Source organism: Streptomyces fructofermentans, from assembly GCF_014651055.1.
GTDB lineage: Bacteria > Actinomycetota > Actinomycetes > Streptomycetales > Streptomycetaceae > Streptomyces > Streptomyces fructofermentans.
The window spans coordinates 109,144-133,531 of sequence record NZ_BMWD01000021.1 but is presented as its reverse complement, the minus strand read 5'-3'; the positions used below and the strand labels follow the sequence as shown (position 1 = coordinate 133,531).

At 73.7% G+C, this 24,388-nt stretch carries 17 protein-coding genes and 3 tRNA genes; 7 read left to right on the top strand and 13 right to left on the bottom strand.

Going from position 1 to position 24,388, the window contains the following annotated elements:
* Positions 1–383: 383 nt before the first annotated feature.
* Positions 384–456 (bottom strand) — tRNA-Arg (locus tag IE265_RS26285).
* Positions 457–696: 240 nt separating this feature from the next.
* Positions 697–787: transfer RNA gene (locus IE265_RS26280), tRNA-Ser, on the bottom strand.
* Positions 788–1,035: 248 nt separating this feature from the next.
* Between IE265_RS26280 and IE265_RS26275 the strand changes: the two genes are divergently transcribed.
* Positions 1,036–1,491: an SSI family serine proteinase inhibitor gene (locus IE265_RS26275; RefSeq protein ID WP_190038156.1), complete on the top strand. Its 456-nt coding sequence runs from the start codon at positions 1,036–1,038 to the stop codon at positions 1,489–1,491.
* A gap of 224 nt (positions 1,492–1,715) precedes the next feature.
* Positions 1,716–6,062, top strand: a complete 4,347-nt coding sequence (locus IE265_RS26270) for a hybrid sensor histidine kinase/response regulator (RefSeq protein WP_190038155.1) — start codon at positions 1,716–1,718, stop codon at positions 6,060–6,062.
* A 499-nt stretch (positions 6,063–6,561) separates the two neighbouring features.
* On the opposite strand, the gene IE265_RS26265 is transcribed toward IE265_RS26270, so the two are convergent.
* The 8 genes from IE265_RS26265 to IE265_RS26230 form a co-directional block, all read right to left on the bottom strand.
* Positions 6,562–8,238: a long-chain fatty acid--CoA ligase gene (locus tag IE265_RS26265; protein ID WP_190038154.1), complete on the bottom strand. Its 1,677-nt coding sequence runs from the start codon at positions 8,236–8,238 to the stop codon at positions 6,562–6,564.
* Positions 8,239–8,504: 266 nt separating this feature from the next.
* Positions 8,505–9,050, bottom strand: a complete 546-nt coding sequence (locus IE265_RS26260) for a SigE family RNA polymerase sigma factor (protein WP_190038153.1) — start codon at positions 9,048–9,050, stop codon at positions 8,505–8,507.
* A gap of 436 nt (positions 9,051–9,486) precedes the next feature.
* Entirely contained in the window at positions 9,487–10,353 is an 867-nt protein-coding gene (locus tag IE265_RS26255) for a DUF1906 domain-containing protein (RefSeq protein ID WP_229916535.1), read from the bottom strand.
* A 203-nt stretch (positions 10,354–10,556) separates the two neighbouring features.
* Positions 10,557–11,729 carry a lipid-transfer protein gene (locus IE265_RS26250; RefSeq protein ID WP_190038151.1) on the bottom strand — a complete coding sequence of 391 codons (1,173 nt, stop codon included), beginning with the start codon at positions 11,727–11,729 and terminating at the stop codon, positions 10,557–10,559.
* Positions 11,726–12,157, bottom strand: a complete 432-nt coding sequence (locus IE265_RS26245) for a MaoC/PaaZ C-terminal domain-containing protein (protein ID WP_190038204.1) — start codon at positions 12,155–12,157, stop codon at positions 11,726–11,728. Before IE265_RS26245 ends, IE265_RS26250 begins: the two co-directional genes overlap by 4 nt.
* A gap of 20 nt (positions 12,158–12,177) precedes the next feature.
* Positions 12,178–13,320 (bottom strand): acyl-CoA dehydrogenase family protein, encoded by a 1,143-nt coding sequence (locus tag IE265_RS26240; protein ID WP_190038150.1) that lies wholly within the window; start codon positions 13,318–13,320, stop codon positions 12,178–12,180.
* A 1-nt stretch (position 13,321) separates the two neighbouring features.
* Positions 13,322–14,413 carry a bifunctional MaoC family dehydratase N-terminal/OB-fold nucleic acid binding domain-containing protein gene (locus tag IE265_RS26235; protein ID WP_229916544.1) on the bottom strand — a complete coding sequence of 364 codons (1,092 nt, stop codon included), beginning with the start codon at positions 14,411–14,413 and terminating at the stop codon, positions 13,322–13,324.
* Positions 14,414–14,520: 107 nt separating this feature from the next.
* A complete protein-coding gene (locus IE265_RS26230) occupies positions 14,521–15,753 on the bottom strand; it encodes an acyl-CoA dehydrogenase family protein (protein WP_190038148.1) in 1,233 nt (410 codons plus the stop codon).
* Positions 15,754–16,555: 802 nt separating this feature from the next.
* On the opposite strand from IE265_RS26230, the gene IE265_RS26225 reads away from it, so the two are divergent.
* The gene (locus IE265_RS26225; RefSeq protein WP_190038147.1) at positions 16,556–17,455 is read left to right on the top strand and encodes a bifunctional DNA primase/polymerase; all 900 of its coding nucleotides are present in this window, start codon (positions 16,556–16,558) and stop codon (positions 17,453–17,455) included.
* An 89-nt stretch (positions 17,456–17,544) separates the two neighbouring features.
* The gene (locus tag IE265_RS26220; protein WP_190038146.1) at positions 17,545–17,865 is read left to right on the top strand and encodes a hypothetical protein; all 321 of its coding nucleotides are present in this window, start codon (positions 17,545–17,547) and stop codon (positions 17,863–17,865) included.
* 435 nt (positions 17,866–18,300) lie between these two features.
* Here IE265_RS26220 and IE265_RS26215 read toward each other — a convergent pair.
* Together IE265_RS26215 and IE265_RS26210 are read right to left on the bottom strand one after the other, a co-directional pair.
* Positions 18,301–18,387 (bottom strand) — tRNA-Ser (locus IE265_RS26215).
* A gap of 41 nt (positions 18,388–18,428) precedes the next feature.
* Positions 18,429–19,901 (bottom strand): S1C family serine protease, encoded by a 1,473-nt coding sequence (locus tag IE265_RS26210; protein WP_190038145.1) that lies wholly within the window; start codon positions 19,899–19,901, stop codon positions 18,429–18,431.
* Between the two features lie 279 nt (positions 19,902–20,180).
* Here IE265_RS26210 and IE265_RS26205 point away from each other — a divergent pair, with 279 nt between their 5' ends.
* From IE265_RS26205 to IE265_RS26195, 3 genes are all read left to right on the top strand, one after another.
* Complete coding sequence (locus tag IE265_RS26205; protein ID WP_190038144.1) at positions 20,181–20,993, top strand: glycerophosphodiester phosphodiesterase; 813 nt, start codon at positions 20,181–20,183, stop codon at positions 20,991–20,993.
* A gap of 121 nt (positions 20,994–21,114) precedes the next feature.
* Positions 21,115–21,741 (top strand): ATP-binding protein, encoded by a 627-nt coding sequence (locus tag IE265_RS26200; protein ID WP_190038143.1) that lies wholly within the window; start codon positions 21,115–21,117, stop codon positions 21,739–21,741.
* A 561-nt stretch (positions 21,742–22,302) separates the two neighbouring features.
* Positions 22,303–23,268 (top strand): DUF5926 family protein, encoded by a 966-nt coding sequence (locus IE265_RS26195; RefSeq protein ID WP_190038142.1) that lies wholly within the window; start codon positions 22,303–22,305, stop codon positions 23,266–23,268.
* Between the two features lie 252 nt (positions 23,269–23,520).
* Here IE265_RS26195 and IE265_RS38570 read toward each other — a convergent pair whose 3' ends face one another.
* Complete coding sequence (locus IE265_RS38570) at positions 23,521–24,360, bottom strand: hypothetical protein (protein WP_229916533.1); 840 nt, start codon at positions 24,358–24,360, stop codon at positions 23,521–23,523.
* Between the last annotated feature and the right edge of the window lie 28 nt (positions 24,361–24,388).

The following is a 24,388-nucleotide window of genomic DNA, read 5'->3' as shown; positions in this document are numbered from 1 at the left end:
CCGTGCCGCCGCGCAGCCCGGGAACGGCAACCGTGTGGGGCGTCCCGCGCCGTACGGCACCGTGCCCGCGCGGGAGTTCCGGCGCGCGGACCCACCCCGGCCGACGGGCGAGCGTGCACGTACGGAACGGCGGTGGGCCCGAGCCGCCGTACGGGCAGTGCCGGGACCGCCTCTGACGCCGGCCCAGCTTCCGGCGGCCGGGACGCGACCGCGGCGGCCCGGACCGGACGGCACCGGCGGCGGACGGGCGACGGGCGGGCGCTCCGGCCAACTCTCCGGCACCCGGGGCGGCACGGGCGGGCCACGACCGGCCGCCCGGCTTCACCGCCGCACACTCCGGAAACGCAAGAGGCCCCGGATCTCTCCGGGGCCTCTTGTCCGTGTGCACTCGGCAGGATTCGAACCTGCAACCTTCTGATCCGTAGTCAGATGCTCTATCCGTTAAGCTACGAGTGCTTGTGTGTTCTGTTGTCTTCGCTCTTCCTTCCGGGCTTTTCTGCCTGGTCGGCGTTGCGGGAACAACATTACATGACTGGCGCCGTGAGGCGAAATCCGTTTGTCGAACCCGGTCTGACCTGCGGAAACGACGTGGAAGTGACCTCGACGACGAGCCTGCGGCCGCCCGCGGGAGTCCCTGGAACGATCAAGGAACGACCGAAGCCCCGGTCGTGGCGACCGGGGCTTCGGGTCCTACGGCGGAGGCGGAGGGATTTGAACCCTCGATGGGCTTTAAGGCCCAAACCGCATTAGCAGTGCGGCGCCATAGACCGGACTAGGCGACGCCTCCAGCACAACCACCCGCGCGAGCGCGAATGGTGCGTGCAGATGATGACACAGCCGAGCGGGCTGTCACCAATCGCCCCCCACGGTACTAGGCGGAAAGCCTCCAGGGCAAAGCACGCCCCGCGGCGCAACGTCGCGCGGCGCACGGCGTTAGAGGAGAGGGGCGCCCGCCCCGCCGGAGGGCCGACCGGGAGCCGGAGGAGAAGGAGTTCGCCCCCCTCATCCATTCGCCCGCACCCCGTGGAGCCCGCCATGCTGCGCCGCCTCGCCGTCACCGCCGTCACGTCCGCCGCCGCGTCCCTCGCCGCGATCTGCGCGATGCCCCCGGCCTCGTACGCCGCTCCGGCGTCCTTCGTACCGCCGCCGGTGAGCGACGCGGACGACGCCGACCACCTCACCGTGACCGTCAGCGGGGCGGGCGCCGCGGACGGGCGGTACGAACTGGACTGCCATCCCGCCGGCGGCAGCCACCCCGACGCCCGCGCCGCCTGCGAGCAGTTGGACCGGCGGACCTCGTGGGGCCGCGATCCCTTCGCGCCGGCGTCCCGGGACGGGCTGTGCACGATGCAGTACGGAGGTCCGGCGACCGCCCGGGTCACGGGCACCTGGGCGGGGCGGCCGGTCGACGCGGCGTACGGGCGCGGCGACGGGTGCGAGATCGCGCGATGGAACGACCTCGTGCCCGTACTCCCGGAACTCGGCCGGTAGGAATCCCGCGGCGGCCGCCGGGTTCCCGGACAAAGAAGCGCACGGTCACAGGTCCTCCGCCGGTTCTGCGTCCGTTCTGCGCCCCCTCTGCGTGCGACCTCCCTCTCATCCGGCGCCGCGAGCACAGGCACTGCCCGTAGACTCCCTCGCGTGACACGTCGCGGACCGGTTGGCAAGATGGCCCCCGCGGTCGGCAAGGTGCGGTAACAGGGAGGAAGCGTCTCGTGAGCAGCAGGCCATCCCGAGGCGCTGCTCGCCTCGCAGCCATACTCGACGCGCTTCCCGACGCGTTGGTGCTGGTGAACGCCAATGGCACGGTCGTCAACGCCAACACCATCGCCCTGGAGGCCTTCGAGGCACCGGGCACGGCACTCGTCGGGCGGGGCCTTCTCGACCTCCTGCCCCAGTTCGACTCCCGGCTCATCCCCGGCAGCATGCGGCGCCCCGAGGCCGTCGACGACAGCGGCCGTACGAGGCCGACCCGGATGGTCGCCCGCCGCACCGACGGCAGCGAGTTCCCGGTCGAGGTCACGAGCGCGAACCTGGAGAACGCCCAGCAGGCCTACGACGGTTCCGGCTACACCGGCGACGAGCTGCTGATGCTGGTCGTGCGCGACCTCTCCGGCACCGTCGACACGGAGGCCGAGCTGGCGCGTTCGCAGCGGCAGACGGAGATGATCCTGCGGGCCGCCGCGGAGGGTGTCGTCGGGACGGACACCGAGGGCCGGGTCGTCCTCGTCAATCCCGCCGCCGCCCAGATACTCGGCTTCCGGGCCAGCGACCTCGGCGGGCAGGAACTGCACCCGCTCATGCTGCACTCGCGCGCGGACGGCGAGCCGTTCCCGTACGAGGAGTCCCCGCTCGCCGACACCCTGCGCTCCGGGCGCAAGCACCGGGTGCGCGGGCAGGTCCTGTGGTCCAAGAGCGGCGACAAGGTCCCGGTCGACCTGACGACCGCGCCCGTGCGGGACGGCGACCAGCTCGTCGGCGCCGTGATGACCTTCACCGACCGGCGGCCGTACGACACCCTCGCCGAGGAGAAGGACGCCGAGGCCAAGCGCCACCAGGAGGAGCTCGCCCTCGCCGACGAGGAGCACGCCGCCGAGCTGGCCGCGCTCCGGGAGAAGCACGGCGAGGAGCTCGCCGGTCTGCGCGAGGAGCACGAGGAGGAGCTGGCCGCCGGCGACGACCGGTACGCGGCACTCGCCGAGCGGGAGAAGGACCGGTACGAGGCGCTGGCCGCACGCCACGATCAGCTCCTCTCGGTCCTGGGACGCTCGCTGCGCGGACCGCTCGACCAGCTGCGGGGCGAACTCGCGACCCTCGCCGCGGACGACGCCGGGCAGTTGTGGCCCGAGGCCAACCAGGTCCTGCACCACCTCTCGGCCGGCTACTCGCGGATCACCACGCTCGTCGACAACGTGCTCGCCTACCAGCGCCTGGACTCGGGGGCCGAGCAGATCACCCGCACGAACGTGATGCTGGACGCGGTCGTCGCGGCCGGTGTCGACGGCGCCGTGGAACTCATCGGCCCCGGACGGGTCCAGTTCGCCGTGCACGCGCCGCCCATCGAGGCCGAGGTCGACCCGCAGCGGCTCGCGTCCGCTCTCGCGCACCTGGTCGCCGACGTAGCCGGTGTCGACTCCACGGGCAACGCGCCCCCGGTCACGGCCGGCGGCTACATGGACAACACGGTCGTCGTGGCGGCCGCGCAGCGCGGCGAGGTCGTACGCATCGAGGTCCGCGGGCCGTACCCCGGCGGCGACCCGGTGCACGAGCCGATCGTGCGCGGGATCGTGCGCGCCCACGGCGGGGTGCTGCAGACGCACGAGGTCCCCGGGATGAGCGGCAGCGCCTTCGTCCTGGAGGTGCCCATCGGCGGCGGCGCCGGCTCGGTACCGGCTCCCGGCCCCCACCCGGGCCTGGCTCTCGAAGCGGGCCCGGGCGCGGTCCCGGCCGCGGACGGCGCCGTCGGTTCCGCGGTCGCGCTGCCCGAGCAGGCCGCCCCGCAGAGCGGCGGACGGCGGCGGGCCCGGCGGGCCTCCGTCGACGCCTTCCTTGAGAGCGGGACCGCCCCCTCGACGGAGGCGGCCGTGCCGACCGGACGGCGCAGGCGCGCCGCCGGCGAAGGGGCACAGCCCGCCCTGCCCGCGCAGGTCTCCGGCGACGAGGACGGCGCCGAGGGGTCCGGCGGGACCGGACGCCGTCGCGGACGGCCGAGCACGGCCGACGACGGCGGGGTCTCCGAGGGCGCGGTCGTCACCGCGGCCGAGCACGCTGCCGGTTCCGCGGCCACGGGACTCGGCGAGACCGTGCCCCCGCAGGGTGTTCCGGCGCCCGGTGGCGGCCGTCGTGCGCGACGCGACGGGGAACAGCAGGCTCTTCCGGCCGCACTGCCCGCGGCTGCCCCTCCGGCGGCCTCCGCGGCTCCCGACCCGGGTGCGGGTACGAGTACGGGTACTGAGAACGACGACGCGGCGCAGCCGACCGGGCGGCGCCGACGGGCGCTGGCCGCGGCGGCGGAACGCGCGGCGGCGCAGGAGGCGGGCCCGCGCGCGGTGTTCGCCCTGCCCCCGGCCGAGGCGGACCGTTCGCCCGAGTACGCCGCCCAGGACGCGGAGGCCCAGGCGCAGGCCCAGGCCCACGTCCAGGCGCAGGCTCAGATCCAGGCGCAGGCACAAGCACAGGCCCAGGCGCTCGGCGGACGCCATGACGTGGCGCTGCACGACCCCGCCGACGACCACACGCCTCCGCAGCCGCATCCCGTGCAGGCGCCCACCGGTCGCCGGCGGGCCAGGCAGGCGGCGGGCGAGGGCGATGCGGCCGTCGCCGCGCCCGGGGTCGCCGGCCAGGCGGTTCCGGCTCCCGCGGCGCCCGGTCCGGTCGCGGCGCAGTCGGCTCACGGACAGGCACTGCCCGGCGAGCTGCCGCCCGCGCAGGCTCTTCCCCCTCAGGCCCTGCCCGAGGAGAGCACGCCCGCGCAGCCCGTGGCCGCCCAGGCAAACCAGACAACGCACGGCCAGGCCGTGCCTCCCACCGGCGCCACGACGTCCGGGCAGGGCGTGTCGCAGCGGGACGTGCCGGGCCCGGCGCTGCCTCCGCAGGCCGTCCCCGGTTCCGCGGACCCTGCCGCCGGCCTGCCCAGGATCGCCGCGGCCGTGCAGGCCTGGCCCGGTGGGGGCGGTTCCTCCGGCGCCGGAGTCCCGGCACAGCAGCAGGACACTCCTCCGGCGGCGCAGCTCCAGCAGCCGTGGCCCGGTGCCGCCGAGTCCTCCGCCGAACCGGAGCACACCCCGGTCCCGGGCCCGAGCCCCGCCCCGGATCAGCCCCGGGCCGCCCAGCCGCTGCCCGCCGAGGCGACGGCACCGCCGCTCGACCCCAACTCGACGCAGGGCCGTGCCATAAGCGTCCGCACGCTCGGGCAGGGTGTGCCGTTCGGGCGGCGCATGACCGACGCCCAGCAGCCGAGGGCCGCCCGCGCGGCGGCTCCGGCTCCGCTGCCCCCGGCGCAGAGCCGTCCGCAGCCCGCGCAGCAGGCCCAGCCGGCGCCGGCCGGCACGCAGGCGCAGGCCCCCACGCCGCCCCCGCACGCGACCAACGGATCCGGGCGGCGCCGCAAGCTCGGCACCCGCCCCGATCCGGCCGCCGAGCAGGCCGAGACGGGCGGCCGTCCTCTGGCCCAGGCCGGGGCACAGCAGTCCCGGCTCGCCGCCACCACCGAGGGCACCGGACGCTCGTACGCCATAGGAGCACCCGACAAGAACGCGGACGAGGGCCCCGAGCCGCTGGACGGCCCCGGCGGAGCGGTCGAGGTCGCGAATCAGCCGCACCCGCGGCCGATGGACGACGAACTGCCCCCGGAGCCGCTGGACAACCCGCGCAGGCTGCTCGTGTGGCCCGCGCCCGACGTCACGACACAGCAGGCACTGAGCGACCGCGGCTACCGTCCCGTGATCGTCCACTCGCGCGAGGAGGTCGACGCCCAGATCGCCGCCTTCCCGGCCGCGCTCTTCGTCGACCCGCTCACCGGGCCCATCACCCGCACGGCGCTCCAGTCGCTGCGCACGGCCGCCGTGGCCGCCGAGGTCCCGGTCCTGGTCACCGCCGGTCTCGGCCAGGCGACCCGCGAGGCCGCGTACGGTGCCGATCCCGCCGTACTCCTCAAGGCACTCGCCCCGCGCGACAGCGAGCAGCACCCGCCGCGGGTCCTGCTCATCGAGGAGCACGCGGAGATCGCGCTCGCGCTCACCTCGACCCTGGAGCGGCGGGGAATGCAGGTCGCCCGGGCCTCCTCCGACGAGGATGCGGTCACCCTGGCCGCGCAGATGCGGCCGAACCTCGTGGTCATGGATCTGATGCAGGTACGCCGTCGGCGCGCCGGCATCGTCGACTGGCTGCGCGCGAACGGCCAGCTCAGCCGCACGCCGCTCGTCGTCTACACGGCCGCCGTCGATCCGGCCGAACTGCCGCGCCTGGCGGCGGGGGAGACCGTGCTCTTCCTCGCGGAGCGCTCGACGAGCGCCGAGGTGCAGAGCCGGATCGTCGACCTGCTGGCCCGCGTCGGAAACTGACGCGCCCGAAGACCGGCACGGGGCTTCTCGGCCGCTTGGCCGCTTGGCCGCCGGAACGCTCGGCAGCCGGGCTCCTCGGCCGATTGGACGTCGGGCTCCGGTGCTCGGGCTCCGGTGCTCGGGCTCCTCGGCCGCGCGGTCGGATACCGGGAGGCTCGGAGATCAGGACACGCGGTCACTGGGCACTCGGACACCGGGCGCGCGTATGCGACCGCGCGGCGCCTGGGAGACGGCCTCCGGTACTCGGGCTCCGGGCTCCGGGCTCCGCACTCGGGCTCGGACTTCGCGGGTCGGCTCAGCGGTCCCGGTCCCGGTCCCGGTCCTGTGACCGTTTCCGCGCCCGTCCCCCCGGTGCGCGGGCCCGCGATGCCGGCGGGCAGTCGGGCAGTCGGGCTGCAAGCAGGCGGGCGTGCCGAGTGCGGGCGCGCATGGGGCGGGGCACTGTTTCACGTGAAACAGTGCCCCGTTCGTCTGCCGGCCACAGGCCGTCAGATCACCGTCAGAGCTGGGTGATGTCCAGCTCTCCGGCCGCGTACTGCCGACGCAGGACCTTCTTGTCGAACTTGCCGACGCTCGTCTTCGGGACCGACTCGATGATCGTCCAGCGCTCCGGAAGCTGCCACTTGGCGATCTTCCCCTCCTCGGCGAGGAAGGCGCGCAGGGACGCGAAGTCGGCGCCCGACCCCTCCTTGAGCACCACGGTGGCCAGCGGACGCTCGCCCCACTTGTCGTCCGGGACGGCGACGACCGCGGCTTCGGCGACCTCGGGGTGCGCCATCAGGGCGTTCTCCAGGTCGACCGAGGAGATCCACTCTCCGCCCGACTTGATGACGTCCTTGGCACGGTCGGTGAGGGTCAGGAAGCCGTCGGCGCTGATCGTGCCGACGTCACCGGTCTTCAGCCAGCCGTCCTCGCTGAACTTGTCGGCGGGACGCAGGACTTCGGCGCCCTGACCGCCGTAGTACGCACCCGCGATCCACGGACCGCGCACTTCGAGTTCGCCCGCCGACTCGCCGTCCCACGGCAGGCGCTCGCCGCCGGGACCGGTCAGCCGGGCCTCGACGCCGGCCGGGAACCGGCCCTGCGTCAGGCGGTAGCCGAACTCCTCGTCCGTACCGACCGCGTGGGCCGGAGGCCGGGCGATCGTGCCGAGCGGAGAGGTCTCCGTCATGCCCCAGGCGTGACAGACGCGCATGCCGAGCGCGTCGAAGGCCTTCATCAGGGCCGGCGGACAGGCGGAGCCGCCGATGGTGACCTGCGTCAGCGAACTCACGTCACGGGGCTTGGCCGTGAGCTCCGCGAGGAGCCCCTGCCAGATCGTGGGAACGGCGGCCGCGTGCGTGGGCCGCTCGCTCTCGATCATCTCGGCGAGCGGAGCGGGCTGGAGGAAGCGGTCGGGCATCAGCACGTTGACGCCCGTCATGAACATCGCGTGCGGCAGCCCCCACGCGTTCACATGGAACTGCGGGACCACCACGAGGGAGGTGTCCCCGTCCGTGAGACCCATGGACTGGGTCATGTTGACCTGCATGGAGTGCAGGTAGATGGAGCGGTGCGAGTAGATGACGCCCTTGGGGTCCCCCGTCGTGCCGGAGGTGTAGCACATGGCCGCGGCCTGGCGTTCGTCCAGCTCCGGCCAGTCGTAGCTTTCCGGCTTGTCCGCGATCAGGTCCTCGTACTCGTGCACCTGGACCGCCGCCCCTTCGAGCAGCGAGCGGTCTCCGGGGCCGGAGACGACCACGTGCTCGACCGACTTCAGGTGCGGCAGCAGCGGCGCGAGCAGCGGGAGCAGCGAACCGTTGGCGATCACGACACGGTCAGCGGCGTGGTTGACGATCCAGACGAGCTGCTCGGGGGGCAGCCGGAGGTTGAGCGTGTGGAGGATCGCGCCCATGGCCGGGATCGCGTAGTACGCCTCGACGTGCTCGGCGTTGTTCCACATCAGCGTCGCGACGCGGTCGTCGTCCCGGACACCGAGGTCGTCGCGCAGCGCGTGTGCCAGGCGGGCGGCCCGGGCCCCGATCTCGGCGAACGAGCGCCGCTGCGGGTCGCCCTCACCGGTCCAGGTGATCACCTGAGATGAACCGTGGATCGTGGACCCGTGGGTCAGAATCCTCGAGATCAGCAGCGGTACGTCCTGCATCGTGCTCAGCACGGCGTCCTCCCGGGGCGACATTGCCTACGCGGTAGTAAGGGTTGCGCTGATTCTGCTCACATACCGCGCGGTATGTCACTAGTCCCGGGCGATCGATCACGTCACGGGCGGGATCACTTGCCCCCGGACCCGCCCCTGTGCTGACCTGTCGGGCCTGGCGGGCGGGGTGGTGCGGGCGGGGTGGTGCGGGTGGGGCGTCGCGGGTGGGGTGTGCCTGGCGGGGTGTGCCGGGCGGAGTGTGCCGGGCCGGGGGTGATCGCCGGAGGCGGCCGCGCCTGCCGGTCGCGTCAGCGGACGGGGGCGAGTTCGGGGTCCTCCCGCAGCTTGCCCAGCGCACGCGACACCGCCGACTTCACGGTACCGATGGAGACACCCAGTACCGCGGCGGTCTGCGCCTCACTCAGGTCCTCGTAGTACCGCAGGACGACCATCGCCCGCTGCCGTGCGGGGAGTTTCATGATCGCCCGCCACATCGCGTCGTGGAGCGCCTGCTGTTCCGCCGGGTCCCCCGCCGACGGAACCTCCGGCTCCGGCAGCTCGTCGCACGCGAACTCGTCGACCTTCCGCTTCCGCCACTGCGAGGTCCGCGTGTTCAGCAGCGCCCTGCGTACGTACCCGTCGAGCGCCCGGTGGTCCTCGATCCGCTCCCAGGCGACATACGTCTTGGTGAGCGCGGTCTGCAGCAGGTCCTCGGCATCGCACGGGTTCGCGGTCAGCGAGCGCGCGGTACGCAGCAGCACCGGCTGGCGAGCCCTGACGTACGACGAGAACGACGGGTAGGCGTGGGTCCGCGTCGCGGCATTCGAAGCGCTGGTGCAGACGGGTGTGGTCATGGCTCCACGCTAGGAGCGACCCCTACTCCGGCGGATCGGCCGCAGGTCCCGAAGCCGTGTCCGCCTCAGGTTGTAGGAGGGGGGCCGGCCCCACCTACTGAAGGTGGAGGCGGTGACCCGCCCCCCTGAGGGTCACCCCTGAGACACGGCTCCCCGGGCGGGGGCCCGGGCCGCCCGGCGGCGCGGGCACGTCACGACCGCCGCGCGCCCGCGCCCCGGGGGAGTACCGGGGGACGGCGGGGCATGCCACGGCCGCAGCCGCGCCACGGCACGGCGGCACGGCGGCACAGCGGCACGGCACAGCACGAACTGCGGCGCGGCCGGACCCGGCGGATGCGGAACCCGGCGGATACGCATCCCGACAGCGGCGGACCGGGCGGATACGCACCCCCGACGGCGGCGGACCCGGCGGATACGCACCTCGACGGCGGAGGACTCAGCGGATGCGGGCCACCGGCGCGTGCACCAGGTTGCGGTCGATCAGGAGCGTGCGGCCGCCGTGCCGTTCCCACACGTTCCCCGTGTACTGGTGGATGCGCCGCGACGACGACCACCCGGTCCGCAGCAGCGCGGGCTCCCCGAGCACCCGGGCCCGCACGCGCCACCGGGCGAACCACATGACGGACGGCAGGTCGCGCACCCCCGCCCGCCGGGCGTTCCCCAGGTGCCGGATGCCGGACTCGGCGCTGCTGTAGAACCCGGGGAGATAGCCGAGCTTCCGCACCTCGCGGTCCCAGCCGCGGACGAACCGGAGGGTCGAGCGGGCGCACCGCTTGCTCCGGTACGCGTAGGCCTCCATGTCCAGGTAGAGCGCGCTCCCCCGGCCGATGCCGATCGCTCCGGCCCTGCGCACCGCGTCCCTCGCCTCCGACCTCCCCTGCCGCCAGGGGTGCCGCCCGATACGCACGGACCGCTTGTGCCGGGCGAACACACAGGGCGCCTGCGAGCCCACGTACAGCGGGAGCACCCGCCAGCCCTGCGCCCGGACCTTCCGCATCCAGCGGTGGCTGAGATTCGGCTGGCTCCGGCAGGCCCTGCCGCGGCCGCCGAAGTAGACGCCCACGGCCCGGTACCGCGACGCCCGCCACCGCCCCATCGTGTCCGCGGACGGCGCCCGGCAGGTGTCGAATGCGCGGCCCTTGAAGACGAGGGGCGCGGGGACCGCGCTCAGGCCCGGCGCACGGGCGTCCCCGTCGGCGGCGGCCGATGGCACCCGAGGGCCGGCCTGCGCCGGTGGTGCCGCGGTCTGCCCCAGCAGGAGCAGTACGAATCCGAGTCCGACGATCACACTGTGACGACGCATCCAACGCATACGGCGAGTGAAAGGGCCCGCCCGCGCGTCCCGTCCCCAACACGCGCCGCGTTCATCCGTCCGTCCCGGAATCAGCCCCGATCGTCGGAACCCGGACCCCTGGCCCCAGCTCTCGGACCCCGGACCCCGGCTGTCGGCCCCGGCGCCCGAGCCCCCGAGCCCGCCGCCATCAGGCCCGGCCGTCGAACGGAGGGTCAGCCCTGATCGTCCGAACCCAGGATCAGCCCCGACGTGGGCACTCCCGTCCCCGCCGTGACCAGCACCCGGCGGGCGCCCGGTATCTGGTTCACCGACGTGCCGCGGATCTGGCGCACCCCCTCGGCCACACCGTTCATCCCGTGCAGGTACGCCTCGCCCAGCTGCCCTCCGTGCGTGTTCAGCGGCAGCCGCTCCGAGGCGACGAAGTCCGCGGCCTCGCCGGGCCCGCAGAATCCGAACTCCTCCAACTGCATCAGCACGAACGGCGTGAAGTGGTCGTAGAGGATCCCCACGTCGATTCCGGCCGGTGTGAGGCCCGAGGTGCGCCACAACTGGCGGGCCACCACGCCCATCTCCGGCAGCCCCGTGAGGTCGTCCCGGTAGAAGCTGGTCATCTGCTCCTGGGAACGGCCCGCGCCCTGGGCCGCCGCCGTGATGACGGCCGGCGGATGCGGCAGGTCGCGGGCCCGCTCCACGGAGGTGACGACCACCGCCTGCCCCCCGTCCGTCTCCTGGCAGCAGTCCAGCAACCGCAACGGCTCGACGATCCACCGGGAGGCGGCGTGGTCGGCCAGGGTGATCGGCCTGCCGTGGAAGTACGCCGCCGGATTGGTCGCCGCGTACCGCCGCCCGGCCACGGCGACCCGGCCGAACGCCTCAGGTGTCAGCCCGTACGCGTGCAGGTAGCGCTGGGCCGTCATCGCCACCCAGGACGCGGGCGTGAGCAGCCCGAAGGGCAGCGCCCAGCCGAGCGCGGCGCCCTCGGCCGACGGCTCGCGGTGCTGCACGCCGGAGCCGAACCTCCGCCCCGAGCGTTCGTTGAACGCCCGGTAGCAGACCACCACGTCGGCGACTCCCGCCGCCACGGCCAGGGCCGCCTGCTGGACGGTGGCGCAGGCCGCCCCGCCGCCGTAGTGGATGCGCGAGAAGAAGGACAGTTCTCCCATGCCGGCTGCCTGGGCGACCGTGATCTCCGGGCTGGTGTCCATGGTGAACGTCACCAGCCCGTCCACGTCCCCCGGAGTCAGACCGGCGTCGTCGAGCGCCGCCCGCACCGCCTCGACCGCCAGCCGCAGCTCGCTGCGGCCCGAGTCCTTGGAGAACTCGGTGGCTCCGATGCCGGCGACCGCGGCCCGCCCGCCCAGCGTGTCCCGCCCCCGGACGCTCATGCGCGACCCGCCTCCGCCCCGGCCACCGGCTCCTGCGCCGCCCCGGCGCCGGGCAGGGTGACGGTCACCGTGCCCGTGACGTGCCGGCCGATCCCGTTCGCCCCGACGACCCGGACCCTCGCGGTGTCGCCGCGGACGTCCTCCACCGTGCCGGTCAGCACCATGGTGTCCCCGGGATGGTTGGGTGCCCCCAGCCTGATGGACACCCCGCGCAGCACGGCGGCGGGCCCGAAGTGGTCGGTGATGTAGCGCCCGACGAGTCCGTTGGTCGTGAGGATGTTCATGAAGATGTCCGGCGCACCCCGCTGCCGGGCGAGCTCCGCGTCATGGTGCACGTCCTGGTAGTCGCGCGAGGCGATGGCCCCGGCGACGACGAGCGTGCGGGTGATCTCGATCTCCAGCGGTGGCAGCTCGTCCCCGGCCCGCACCGTCCGTCCGGCCTCGGCGCTCATCCGTCCACCTCTCCCCGCACGATCAACTCCCCGAGTTCCTGCAGCACTTCGCTCCCGCATCCGAGGTACGACTCCAGCTGCCGGCCCCACAGGAAGTGCCGGTGCACGGGATGGTCGAGGTCGGCGCCGGTGCCGCCGTGCAGATGCTGCCCGGCGTGGACGACCCGGTGCCCCGCCTCCGAGGCCCACCAGGCGGCCGTCAGCGCGTGCCCGGCGAAGTCCAGCCCCTCGTCCCGCCGCCAGGCCGCCTCGTACGCCGTGACCCGTATCGCCTCGGTGTCCATGTGCGCGTCGGCTGCCCGGAGTTGGACCCCCTGCTTCGCCGCGAGAGGTCTGCCGAACTGCTCGCGGGTCGTGGTGTGCGCGACCGCCCTGGCCACGGCTCCGGCACACACCCCGGCCTGCAGCCCCGCGAAGGCGATGCGCGCGCTCGCCAGCACGTCGTCGTACGCGCCCGCGCCGCCCGCCGAATGGGTGAGGGCCGCGTCGCCGCAGGACTCGCCGCCCGATCCCCTGGTCGGGCCGTCGGACCGAGGACCGGGCAAGGTTCCCGCCGCACTCCGGGGCAGGGGACCGCCGAGGCGCTCCGCCGGTGTCGCGTCGAGCGTCAGGCGCCCCGCGGACCAGGGTGCCGTCAGCTCCACGCGGTCGCACCGCGCGTCGGCCGTCCGCACCAGCCACAGGGCGCGTCCCTCGTCCGCGACCAGGACGTGCGTGGCGTCACGCAGCCACGGCACCACCGGGACGGCACCGCTCAGCCGCCCCGGCGCCGACTCCCGAACACGGGCTCCGGACACGGCACCCGCCACGACCGCCGTCCCGTCACCGATGCCGGGCAGCAGCCGCTCCCGCTGCTCCGGGGACCCGTGGGACGAGACGGCGAGCAGCCCGTACACACAGCTCGCGGCGAACGGCACCTGTGCCGTCGTCCGCCCCTGCTCCTCCAGCAGCAGCACCAGTCCGAGCAGCCCCGTGTCCTGGACCGCGGCGACGAGACCCGCCTCGCACAGCGCCTTCCACAGTTCGGCGTCGCTGCCGGTGCCGACGGCGGTCAGCCGCTCGTGCGTGGAGAGGTCGCCGAAGATCCGGGCCGCGAGCCCGCGGGCCGCGGACTGCTCCTGCGTGGGCGTGAAGTCCATGTCAGCGCCCCCGCTCCCCGGCCGCCCGGAAGACCGGCAGCTCCAGCTCCTCGTCCATGCGCCGGAACAGGAGCCGCACGGGCATCCCGATCCGCACACGGTCGTACGGCACGTCCACCACGTTGCTGATCATCCGTACGCCCTCGGCGAGTTCGACCAGCGCCACCGCGTACGGGCCCGGCCGACCGGTGGCCCGATCGGGCTCGGCGAAAGCGGGGAACGGCGGATGGTGCATCACGACGTACGAGTGGACGGTCCCCTCGCCGCACGCCTCGACCGTGCTCCAGTCCGGGCAGCCGCACGCGTTGCACCCCGGCAGCCAGGGGAAGCGCAGCGTCCCGCATCCGTCGCAGCGCTGGATGAGCAGCCGGTGCCGGGACACGCCCTCCCAGAAGCCCGCGTTGTCCCGGTTGACGACGGGCCGGGGCCGCCTCACCGGGGACGGACCCCTGTCACCCCTGGCACCCCGGTCACCCCTGGCACCCTTGCCGCCCTCGGCACCCTCCGAACGACTCCCCTCCGAACCGCCGCCCCCCGAACCGCCGCCCCCCGAACCACCGACCTCCGAGCGGTCCGTGGTCCCCGCGCCGGCCGCCGGTCCCGCTTCCCCCCGCCGCGCGCTCCGCCCCGCCGGCGCGTACTTGAGGATCCGGAAGCGATGGGTCCCCGCGGGCTCGCCCGCCGCGCGCACGTCCATCCGGGTCGTGATGAAGTACCCGGTGCCGAGCCCGGTCGTCTTGCGCTCCGAGACCGACTCGATCACCACGTCGAAGGTGACCTCGTCCCCGGGCCGCAGGGGCCGCAGGTACTCCTGCTCGCAGTCGGTGGCGACCACCGACGTGCACCCCGCGCCGTCGAGCAGTCGCAGCAGCTCGTCGTACGCGTGCGAACGCCCCTCGTGCCCGGACAGGCCCCCCATCGTCCACGCCTGCAGCATGGTGGGCGGCGCCACGGCGTCCTTCCCCGCGTAGGCCGGGTTCGTGTCGCCCATCGCCTCGCACCAGTGCCGGATCATCGGCTCGTTGACCAGGTCCTTGCCCACGCCCCCGACGGTCCCCGCACGCCCCTCGAACGCCTTCAGCCGCGCGTACAGCTCCTCGGGCGTGCCCCGGTCCCCCTCACCGCGGCCGGCTTCCCGGTCGTCCCCCCGCGCGCTGGCGCCGCCGCCTTCGCTCCCGCCCCCCGTGCCCGGCGCCCGGCTCACCGCCGCCCCCTGGTCATCCCGAGCCGCATGGTCGCGACGATCTCCCGCTGCACCTCGCTCACCCCGCCCCCGAACGTGTTGATCTGCGCCGCCCTGTTCATCCGCTCCAGCTCGCCGTCCCCGAACGCACCCGGCGAACCGGCCCGGACCAGCGCGTCCGATCCGACGACTTCCTGACACATCCGGTACACCGCGACTGCCGATTCGGTTCCCACGAACTTCACGCCGCTCGCCTCGCCCGGCGCCGGACCGCCCGCCTCCACATCACCCACCAGACGCCAGCTGAGCAGGCGCGTAGCCGCCAGTCGCGCATGCACTTCGGCCAGTCTGGAACGCACCCACGGCTCGTCGGTCCTGGGTCTGCCATTCACCCGATCGGGCGTACGGGCGGCGGTGAGCGCCGCCGCGTAGAAGTCCTCGGCCTGCATACCGATCGCCGCGAGAGCGACCCGCTCGTGGTTGAGCTGTCCGGTGATCAGCTCCCAGCCGCCGTTCTCCTCACCGACGAGGCTGTCCGCCGGGACCCGGACGCCGTCGTAGTACGTGGCCGTCGTGGTCTGGCCGCCCACGGTCTCGATCGGCGTCCAGGAGAACCCGGCGGCGTCGGTGGGTACGAGCAGGATCGAGATGCCCCGGTGCTTCGGCGCCGAGGGGTCCGTACGGCAGGCGAGCCAGATCCAGTCGGCGTGCTGGGCGTTGGAGGTGAAGACCTTCTGCCCGTCGACGAGCCACTGCCGCTCTCCGTCCTCTCCGCCCCCGTCCTCTCCGCCCCCGCCCCCGCCCCCGTCCTCTCCGCCGTCGCCCCCGTCGCGTACGCGCACGGCCCGCGTGCGCAGTGCCGCCAGGTCCGTACCGGCCGACGGTTCGCTGTAGCCGATGGCGAACACGGCCTCCCCGCGCAGGATCCTCGGCAGGAAGAAGTCCTTCTGCGCCTCGGTCCCGTACCGCATGAGCGTCGGTCCGACCGTGTTCAGCGTGACCATCGAGACCGGGGCGCCCGCCCGGTACGCCTCGTCGAAGAAGACGAACTGCTCGTCCGCGCCGCGCCCTTGGCCCCCGTACGCGACGGGCCAGCCGAGGCCCAGCCATCCGTCGGAACCGATCCTGCGGAGCAGCGCCCGATGGCGTTCCGAACCGGCGGACGGAGGCCCGTCCGGCATCAGGTCCCTGAAGTAGGCGCGGAGTTCGGCGCGCAGCCGCCGCTGGCGCTCGGTGGGGGCGAGATGCACGACGACGGCCCTCCCGGACCTCGTACGACGGATGATTTCTGACTGTCCGTCAGATACCTTTCCCTGTCAAGGTCGTGAGCCCCGGGGGCATCGGGTCCGCACCGGCCGCGACCGGGTCGCCGGACAGCGCAAACGTCCGCGCGGCGGTACCGGAGTACCGCCGCGCGGACGCGTTACGACCCTTGAAGCACCCCCACCAGGGAGGTCAGGACCGCCGGGGGTCTCCAGTCCCCGACGGCCGCCGGCTCACCGCAGTTCGACGAGGTCGAGGGCGGCGCGAGCGCGGCCCGTACGGATGCGTGCCATGTCTGCTCCTCCAGAAGCGGTGGTACGCACCGGCCGTGGACCGGCCGGCCGGGCAGGACCTGCTCCCGGGTGGTCGGCCGACCGCCCCGGCGTCCGTCTCGACGTCGCGAGATCAGAGTTGCCCACGGAACCCCGGTGAACCACCCCGGAAGCCGCGATTCGCTCGCAAGCGTGATGACATGTCGATAAACCCCTCAACCGGCACGAACTCGCGGTTCAGCGCGACGTGGACGCGTCGATCCCGTGCGGGTTCAGGGCGGCGCGGACGCCTCGATCCCGTGCGCCGCGGTGGGGGCGAAGCGTTCCGGTGGCTTCCCCGGCCGTCCCCGCGAGGCCGGTTTCCGCGCTCCTCCCGGCATGCGCCCCAGCCCTCTCCGCACCCTCTCGGCGCGCACCCCGAGCCCCATCCGCGCGCACCCCGACGCGACTCGGCCCACTCCCGCTTCAGGACCCCGGACCTCTTCCCTTTCTCGAACACTCGTACGAAAATAGAGCCATGGCCACCATCGACCGGCAGGCCACGACGCTGGCCCTCGCACACGCCCTGTCCGCCGCCGAACGCGGGCTGGCGGTCATCCCGCTGTCCCGCACCAAGCTCCCCGCCCTGCGCTCACCCCACCGCGACGACCCGGCGGCGCCCCTCTGCCACGGGGAGTGCGGGCGCTTCGGGCACGGGGTGTACGACGCCTCGACCGACCCACGACGTATCCGCGAACTCTTCGCCGCCGCCCCTTGGGCCACCGGCTACGGCATCGCCTGCGGCCTGGAGCCGCACCGCCTCATCGGCATCGACCTCGACACCAAATCCGGTACGGACTCGTCGGCGGCCCTGCGCGAACTGGCCCTGCGCCACCTGTTCACGATCCCCGAGACGGTCGTCGTCCTGACCCCCAGCGGCGGTCGCCACGTCTGGCTGAGCGGCCCGCCCGGCATCGTCGTCCCCAACTCCGCGAGCCGGCTGGCCCCCGGCATCGACATCCGCGGCGCGGGCGGCTACCTGGTCGGACCGGGGTCCCGCACCGGGCACGGCGTCTACGGCACGGCGCCGGGCACCGCCCATCTCGCGCCCGCCCGCTGTCCGGCCTCGCTGCTGCCCCTGCTCATGCCACCGCCCCGCAACCGGCAGCCCGCGCTCCTCGCGGCGGACCGGCACGGGCAGGGACTGGTCCAGTTCGTCCTCGCCGCGCACGAGGGGCAGCGCAACACCCGGCTGTTCTGGGCCGCTTGCCGCGCGTACGAGAACGGACTCGGCCCGGAACTCACCGAGGCCCTCGTCGCCGCTGCCGTCCGCACGGGCCTCACCGAACGCGAGGCCCGCTCGACGATCGTCTCGGCGTCCCGCATGACACCACGCCACCCGGACGCGGGCCCCGGCTCCGTACCGGAGGAGAGCTGAGGCGCCGACAGGGGCGGAGCCGCGGACCCACCGAGAAAATCAACGACCCCCATCGCCCTCGGGGGCGGCTCTCTTGTACCGTCCTGCGGATGAAGAGCAGCCGCCTCTGGGGCGTCGCAGGTCAGTTGTTCGCAGTGTCGCTCGCCATGTTCGGCATGAGCCAACTGCTCAGTTTCTTCGACGAGTGGGGTGTGCACCCCATCGGTTCGGACGGGGAGGGCGAGGCCGTACCCGTGACCGCCACCATCGAATCGGTCAGCGCGACGACCGGCCTGGTCGCCGCGGCGGCGAGCCTGGTCACCGCCCTGGTGGCGTGGGCCCTGACCCGGTCGGCCGCCCGCAGGGGCTCGTCGAAGGACGCGGTCCCCCTCACCGCCGACGAAGCGCGTGGAGCCACGGGAGAAGGATGACGAGGGGCTCGTGGACCCGACTGCGGGTCGGCCGCACGCACTGACCGCGGACGGAGACGGCCGGACCAGGACACAGGACAAGGCAGGGCGCGAACGGACGGGGTGCCTCTCACATGAGAGGCACCCCGTCCGGCGTACCGGGCCGGACGGCTCCGCCTGCGGGGAGGCCCCGGAGCCGGCGGCGCGGCGCAACGGCACGTCCGGCGCGACGGCGGCGCATCTCCAGCAGCACCCCTCCGTGGGCCAGGAGGACGCGGCCGCGTGTGAACTCGCCCGCGTACCTGCCAAGGACTGCGGCATCTCGGGTGGTTGAGATGGGCGTCCGCCGGCCGGAGGCTCCTGGAGGGGTGCTGCTGGAGGAAGCCGCGAGTCCTCTCCGCGGCGGGCATGGGAACGGCCCCCGACCGATCCATCCGGTCGGGGGCCGTTCACCTGCGGTGGGTGTGGGATTTGAACCCACGGTGACATCGCTGCCACGACGGTTTTCAAGACCGTTCCCTTAGGCCGCTCGGGCAACCCACCCCGCGCCGTCCGGAGATCGGCGCGGGGTCAAGAGTAACGGGTCAGCTGTCGCCCTTGCGCTGCCCCAGGGTCAGTTCGGCGGTCTGCTGCTTCCCGTCGCGGGTGTAGGTCAGTTCGACGGTGTCGCCCGGCTTGTGGGTCCAGATCTCACCGATGAGGGTGGGACCGCTGTCGATCACCCGGTCGTCGAGCTTGGTGATGACGTCGCCCGGCTTCAGGCCCGCCTTGTCGGCGGGGCCGCCGGGAGTGACCGCGTCGGAGCCGCTCGCACCCTGCTCCGTGATCTTCGCGCCGCCCGTGCCCTCCTCCAGGAAGACCGAGGCGCCGATCACCGGGTAGACGGGCTCGCCGGTCCTGATCAGCTCCTGGGCGACGTTCTTCGCCTGGTTGACCGGGATCGCGAAGCCCAGGCCGATGGAACCGGACTGGCTGGTGCCGCCGAGGCCGCCGCTGGTGGACTGGATCGCGGAGTTGATGCCGATCACCGAGCCCTTGGCGTCCAGGAGGGGACCTCCGGAGTTGCCCGGGTTGATCGAGGCGTCGGTCTGCAGGGCGCTCATGTAGGACGCCTTGCTGCCGGAGCTGCCGTCGCTGGAGGCCACCGGGCGGTTCTTCGCGCTGATGATGCCCGTGGTCACCGTGTTCGACAGGCCGAAGGGGGCGCCGATCGCGATCGTCGAGTCGCCGACCGCCACCTTGTCCGAGTTGCCGAGGGGCAGCGGCTTGAGTCCGGCCGGCGCCTTCTTGAGCTTGATGACCGCCACGTCGTAGCCCTGGGCGTGGCCGACCACCTCGGCGTCGTACTTCTTGCCGTTCGAGAAGGTCGCCGAGAGCTTGCCGTTCTCGACGGCCTCCGCCACGACGTGGTTGTTGGTGAGGATGTGGCCCTGGGTGTCGAAGACGAAGCCCGTGCCCGTGCCGCCCTCGCCGTTGCTGCCCTCGGCCTCGATGGTCACGGTGCTCGGCAGGGCCGTGGCGGCCACACCCGCGACCGTGCCGGGGTCGCGCTTGAGGTCGCCGCCGCCGCTGGGGGCGGAGACCGTCGTCGAGCCGGAGGAGTCGTCGTTGCGGTCCGCGGCCCAGTAGCCGATGCCGCCGCCGACACCGCCGGCGATCAGCGCGGCGACCAGCACCGCGGCGACGAGGCCGCCGCGACCGCCGCCGGACTTCGGCGCGGGCTGCTGGTAGGACGAGCCCCAGCCGTCCCCTGAGCCTCCACCGCCCGAGTACGAGGGGGTGGGCGGCGGGGGAGGCGGCCACGCGCCCCCCTCGGGTGCCGGACCCGCGCCCTCGGGAGCGCCCGGGGGCACATGGGGCAGCGTGGCGGTCGGCGCGCCCTGCGGGGAGTGCGCCTCGTGCGTCGGGGCGGGCCAGTCGTGGCCGGCCGGCGCCGCCCCGTGGGAACCCGGCCCGGGCGCCTGCTCCGGAGGCACGGAAGCAGCGGAGGTGTCCACCGGCACGGGGGGTGCAGACGGGGCCGGGGGTACCGCAGTGCCCTCGTTCTCGGTGCTCACAGCTCTTCCTCTCGATCCACGGCTGTTCAGTCAGGTCACTTCCGGTCACGTTCAGTCGTGCGGGGTCATACGCCCCCTGCGCGAACGATCAGGAACCGGCACGATGCAGTTACGCATGTGCTTTTGTATGCCGTCAGCTTTTCCCACGGGACGTCAGGGCGCCATAAGCGGTCCCTGTGACTCCGGGATCTCTATTTATATCGGACACGTACGACAAAACGATTGCATGTCCTGGGTCACCGCCTCACGCCTACCCATTCACGGTGACACCATGACGCGGTGACCCACGCACGACAGCACCAGATCCAGGTCGTCGCCCACCGCGGAGCCTCGGAGGAAGCCCCCGAGCACACACTGGCGGCTTACCGGAAGGCCATCGAGGACGGGGCCGACGCCCTGGAGTGCGATGTGAGACTGACCGCGGACGGACATCTCGTCTGCGTCCACGACCGCCGCGTGAACCGCACCTCCAACGGCCGCGGCGCGGTCTCCGCCCTGGAGCTCGCCGATCTCGCCGCCCTCGACTTCGGCTCCTGGAAGAACCGTGACGAGGCCCCCGACTGGGAGCAGCGGCGCCCCCCGTCCTGGGAGGAGCAGTCCGTCCTCACTCTGGAGCGGCTGCTGGAACTCGTCGCCGACGCCGGCCGCCGTGTGGAACTCGCCATCGAGACGAAGCACCCGACGCGCTGGGCGGGGCAGGTCGAGGAGCGCCTGCTGACCCTGCTGAAGCGGTTCGGCCTCGACTCCCCGCCCTCGGCCGCCGAATCCCCCGTACGCGTCATGAGCTTCTCCGCGCGCTCGCTGCACCGCGTCCATCTCGCCTCGCCGGCCCTGCCGACGGTCTACCTGCTGCAGTTCGTCTCGCCTCGGCTGCGCGACGGACGGCTGCCGGCCGGCGTGGGGATCGCCGGGCCCTCGATGCGGATCGTCCGCGGTCACCCTGCGTACATCGCGCGCCTGAAGCGCGCGGGGCACCGGGTCCATGTGTGGACGGTGAACGAACCGGACGACATCGACCTCTGCGTCGAACTGGGCGTCGACGCGATCATCACCAACCGCCCGTCCGCGGTACTGCACCGACTGGGCCGCTGACCTGCGGTCTCCTCCCCGCACGACGGGCGCGGACCGCGCCCGTCCGGCCACGACGGCGCGTTCCCGCCGGGCGGTCACAGGGAGTGCTCCGGCGCGTTCGCTCCGTATTCGATCGTTACGAGTGCGTCACTGCACGTGCATTGGCCGGTTTCCGGTCCAGCCCGGAGGGGCATCCACACCGTGGCGTGGGGCGAAGGAGGTCTCGGGGGTGGCGTTGGTGGTGGCACAGGAGGTGCCCACGTCGTCGAGCATGGCCGTACCCCATGGCCCTGCGGGCGTGGGGGAAGCAAGACACCGGATGCGGGCTCAGCTGCGCACCGGCGGTGTGGCGGAATCGGTCATCGACGATGCCGTGCTGATCCTTTCCGAACTGCTGAGCAACGCCTGCCGGCACGGCAGGCCACTGGGTGACGCCCTGGCCGGGGACGGCGACGTCCGGGCCGCGTGGCACGTCGACCCGACCGGCGGGCTCACCGTCGAGGTCACGGACGGGGGTGGTCCGACCCGACCGGTTCCGGCCACGCCCTCGGTCACCGCGCGCGGCGGTCGGGGGCTGAACATCATCACGGCGCTCGCCGTCGAATGGGGCGTCCGGGACGACACCCTGGGCGAGGTCACGGTGTGGGTCGTGGTGCACAAGGACGCCGCCGGGCCGCGCCGCGAGGACTTCGCGCCCCGCGTACCGGCCCAGTCGGTGTCCGCGATGCCCGACCTGGACTTCGGGGACGCCTTCGACGGCCTGGACTGAGGAGCGCCGCGGGCGCCACGGTGCCCCGGTCACCTGACGGGGCACGGCGGACCGCCCGTCTCACCCGAACAGACCCGCCGGTGGACGCCCCGGTCACCTGACGGGGCACGACGGACCGCCCGCGTTGACCGAACAGACCCGCCGGTGGACGCCCCGCTGACCGCGACGAGCACGGCCCGCCCGCCGGTGGACGCCCCGGCCCCCGGCGGCGCGGCGGAAAGCCCTCTTCATCCGGACGCGCCCGCCCACCCGTGGACGCCCCGGCGACCCCGACGGGCACGGTCGCGGACGTCCCGAGCCACCAGGACCGGCTCGGGACGGACGTCCGCGACCGCACGGGACGGCAGGGATGCGGGGCACTCCCGGCCACCCCGTCGGCTCGGCGGCGGAGGCTCCGCGCACAACGGGACGCACCGGCACGCACGACCCGCTTGCGGGACGAACCCGCGGCTCCGCTCCCGCCGCGACGCGGCACGTTGTCCACAGGGTCCCGTCGGTCCCCGTACAAGCGGATAGGCTCGCGCCCTGTACGAGTCGAGCCGTAACCGGGAGACATCCACGATGGCCAAGAAGCGACCCCAGACGAAGGCCAAGCAGCCGCAGCTGAAGGATGGAGAAATCCCGGTCGTCGGGGCACGTGAGCCCTGCCCGTGCGGCAGCGGCCGCCGCTACAAGGCCTGCCACGGCCGCGCCGCCGCGCACGCGGTGACCGAGCTGGTCCACCGCCCCTTCGAGGGACTGGCCGGCGAGTGCGACTGGGTCGCGCTGCGCGAGCTGGTGCCCGCGGCCACCGTCGAGCTGCACCTGAAGGAGGGGCTCCCGGAGGGCGTCCCGTCGGTCACCCTCGCGACCGTGCTGCCCATGGCGTGGCCCGCGCTGCGCCGCGAGGACGGCTCGGTCCTGATCGGCCTGCAGAACGACACGGCGTCCGGCGACATCAGCCGCGACCTGGCGGACACCCTGCAGCGCGCGCTCACCTCGGAGCCCGGCAACCCGGTCCAGGGCCGCCGCGCCCCGGCCGACGGGCCGCGGCTCCAGGACCTGCTCACGCCCGAAGGCCCGTTCGAGCCAGTTGTGCACGAAGGCTTCGAGTTCTGGGTCCCGGACGCGCAGAACGCGAACACCGAGGTGACCGCCTCCCTGGAGCGGGCCAACGCCGCCGCCATCCCGACCGTGAAGCTCTCCGGTGTCGACGCGGCCTACTGGTGCGAGACGCCGGACAAGAACCACCTGCGCTGGGTCATGCCCCACGGGGAGGAGCAGCTTCTGGACGCCCTCGCGCGGCTGCACGCGGCGGGCCGGTCGAGCCTCGGGGAGGGCACCCGCCTGGTCGGCTCGTTCCGCGCCCACGGCCTCACCGTGCCCGTCTGGGACCTGCCGACCGGCGTCACCGCCGAGGACGTGGAGAAGCCGGCCGCCGAGTTCGCCGAGCGCCTCGCGGACGCGCTGGCCGCGGACACCCCGCTCACGCCGGACGAGCGCCGGGCGCGCGGCGGTCTCACCAACCGCCAGGTCACTCTCAGCTGACGTCCGCCGGTCCGCCGCCTCCTGCTGACCGACCGGTCAGCAGGACGACAGGCCGCCGGACCAGGTGACTCCTGTCACAACTCCCGGTCGGAAGAGCAGAGTCGGTGTCTGAATAGCCGAGATCGAATTTGCGAACCGCCGATCTCTTGTTACCGTTCGAGTAGCCCGGTTGCTGGTGCATCCCCCGTCGCCAGCAACCGGGTCTTCTCATTCCCGAATCCGGGACCGCCGGCGCAGTCGGCCTCAACGCCCTTACCGCACAGGTGAGTTGCTCCCTGAGCGAAGCAGCAGCGGCCCGTCGGCGCCTTCCGCGAACTCCGCGACCGCCGTGTACGCCCGCGCGTCCCCGGCCGTGCGCTCCCTCGATGTCTCGCACATCCCCGGCTCGTCGTCGGCACCCGTGGAGCAGTGCATCAGGACCGTGCGGTCGGCCGGTCCCATGAGGGTCAGCACGGACGTGAGGGGAGCACCGGTCGCGTTCCGGTAGTACGTGCGCGCCCAGGTGTCGCGCCCGCGCGTCAGCACACAGGTCTGGGCCTCGACGCCCTCGGGCGCGGTCAGCTCGGGGCCGCACACCGCCGTGACGGCGAGCCCCGGGACGAATCCCGGAGCGCCCGAGGAGTCCCGGCCCCGCGACGCGGACGACGCGCCGTCGGCGGAGCCCGACCCGGCCGCTCCCGCGCCCCTCGACGCTCCCGCGCCCCTCGACGCTCCCGCGGCCCCGGCTGCGTCCGCCCCGCTCCTCGGTCCCGCCCCGCCCGCCGACCCGGCCGGTCCCGCGCTCCTCCCGGCACCGTCAAGGCCCGCGGATCCGGCTTTCGCCGAGTCCCGCCCGCCCGCGGCGCCCGCCGCGCCCGCCGAGTCCGGGGAGCCGGCCGCTCGGCGGGCGCCGGGCGCACGGTCCGCGGGACCGGCGCCCAGGGCGCGTACGACACCGTCGGAGGTGCGCGCGATCAGTGGCGCCGCGGAGCCGGAAGGGCCCGCGGAGGCGGCCGCCAGGGGCAGCGCGGCCATGAACGCGACGAAGCCCGCCAGCAGCGGCAGGCGGGCTCGTCGGGGACCTGGGAGACGCCTCCCGGAATCGCGCAGCATGAGAAGGACGATAACGAGCGGCGGCGGG

What these genes read in the sequence shown, in the direction of transcription:
- IE265_RS26265 (WP_190038154.1), bottom strand. Translation starts at nt 8,238, where the DNA reads ATGTCGCCCCGGGAGGACGCCGTGCTGAGCACGATGCAGGACGTACCG.
- IE265_RS26225 (WP_190038147.1), top strand. Translation starts at nt 16,556, where the DNA reads ATGGCCACCATCGACCGGCAGGCCACGACGCTGGCCCTCGCACACGCC.
- IE265_RS26255 (WP_229916535.1), bottom strand. Translation starts at nt 10,353, where the DNA reads ATGCGTCGTCACAGTGTGATCGTCGGACTCGGATTCGTACTGCTCCTG.
- IE265_RS38570 (WP_229916533.1), bottom strand. Translation starts at nt 24,360, where the DNA reads ATGCTGCGCGATTCCGGGAGGCGTCTCCCAGGTCCCCGACGAGCCCGC.
- IE265_RS26220 (WP_190038146.1), top strand. Translation starts at nt 17,545, where the DNA reads ATGAAGAGCAGCCGCCTCTGGGGCGTCGCAGGTCAGTTGTTCGCAGTG.
- IE265_RS26250 (WP_190038151.1), bottom strand. Translation starts at nt 11,729, where the DNA reads ATGAGCGTCCGGGGGCGGGACACGCTGGGCGGGCGGGCCGCGGTCGCC.
- IE265_RS26240 (WP_190038150.1), bottom strand. Translation starts at nt 13,320, where the DNA reads ATGGACTTCACGCCCACGCAGGAGCAGTCCGCGGCCCGCGGGCTCGCG.
- IE265_RS26260 (WP_190038153.1), bottom strand. Translation starts at nt 9,050, where the DNA reads ATGACCACACCCGTCTGCACCAGCGCTTCGAATGCCGCGACGCGGACC.
- IE265_RS26275 (WP_190038156.1), top strand. Translation starts at nt 1,036, where the DNA reads ATGCTGCGCCGCCTCGCCGTCACCGCCGTCACGTCCGCCGCCGCGTCC.
- IE265_RS26195 (WP_190038142.1), top strand. Translation starts at nt 22,303, where the DNA reads ATGGCCAAGAAGCGACCCCAGACGAAGGCCAAGCAGCCGCAGCTGAAG.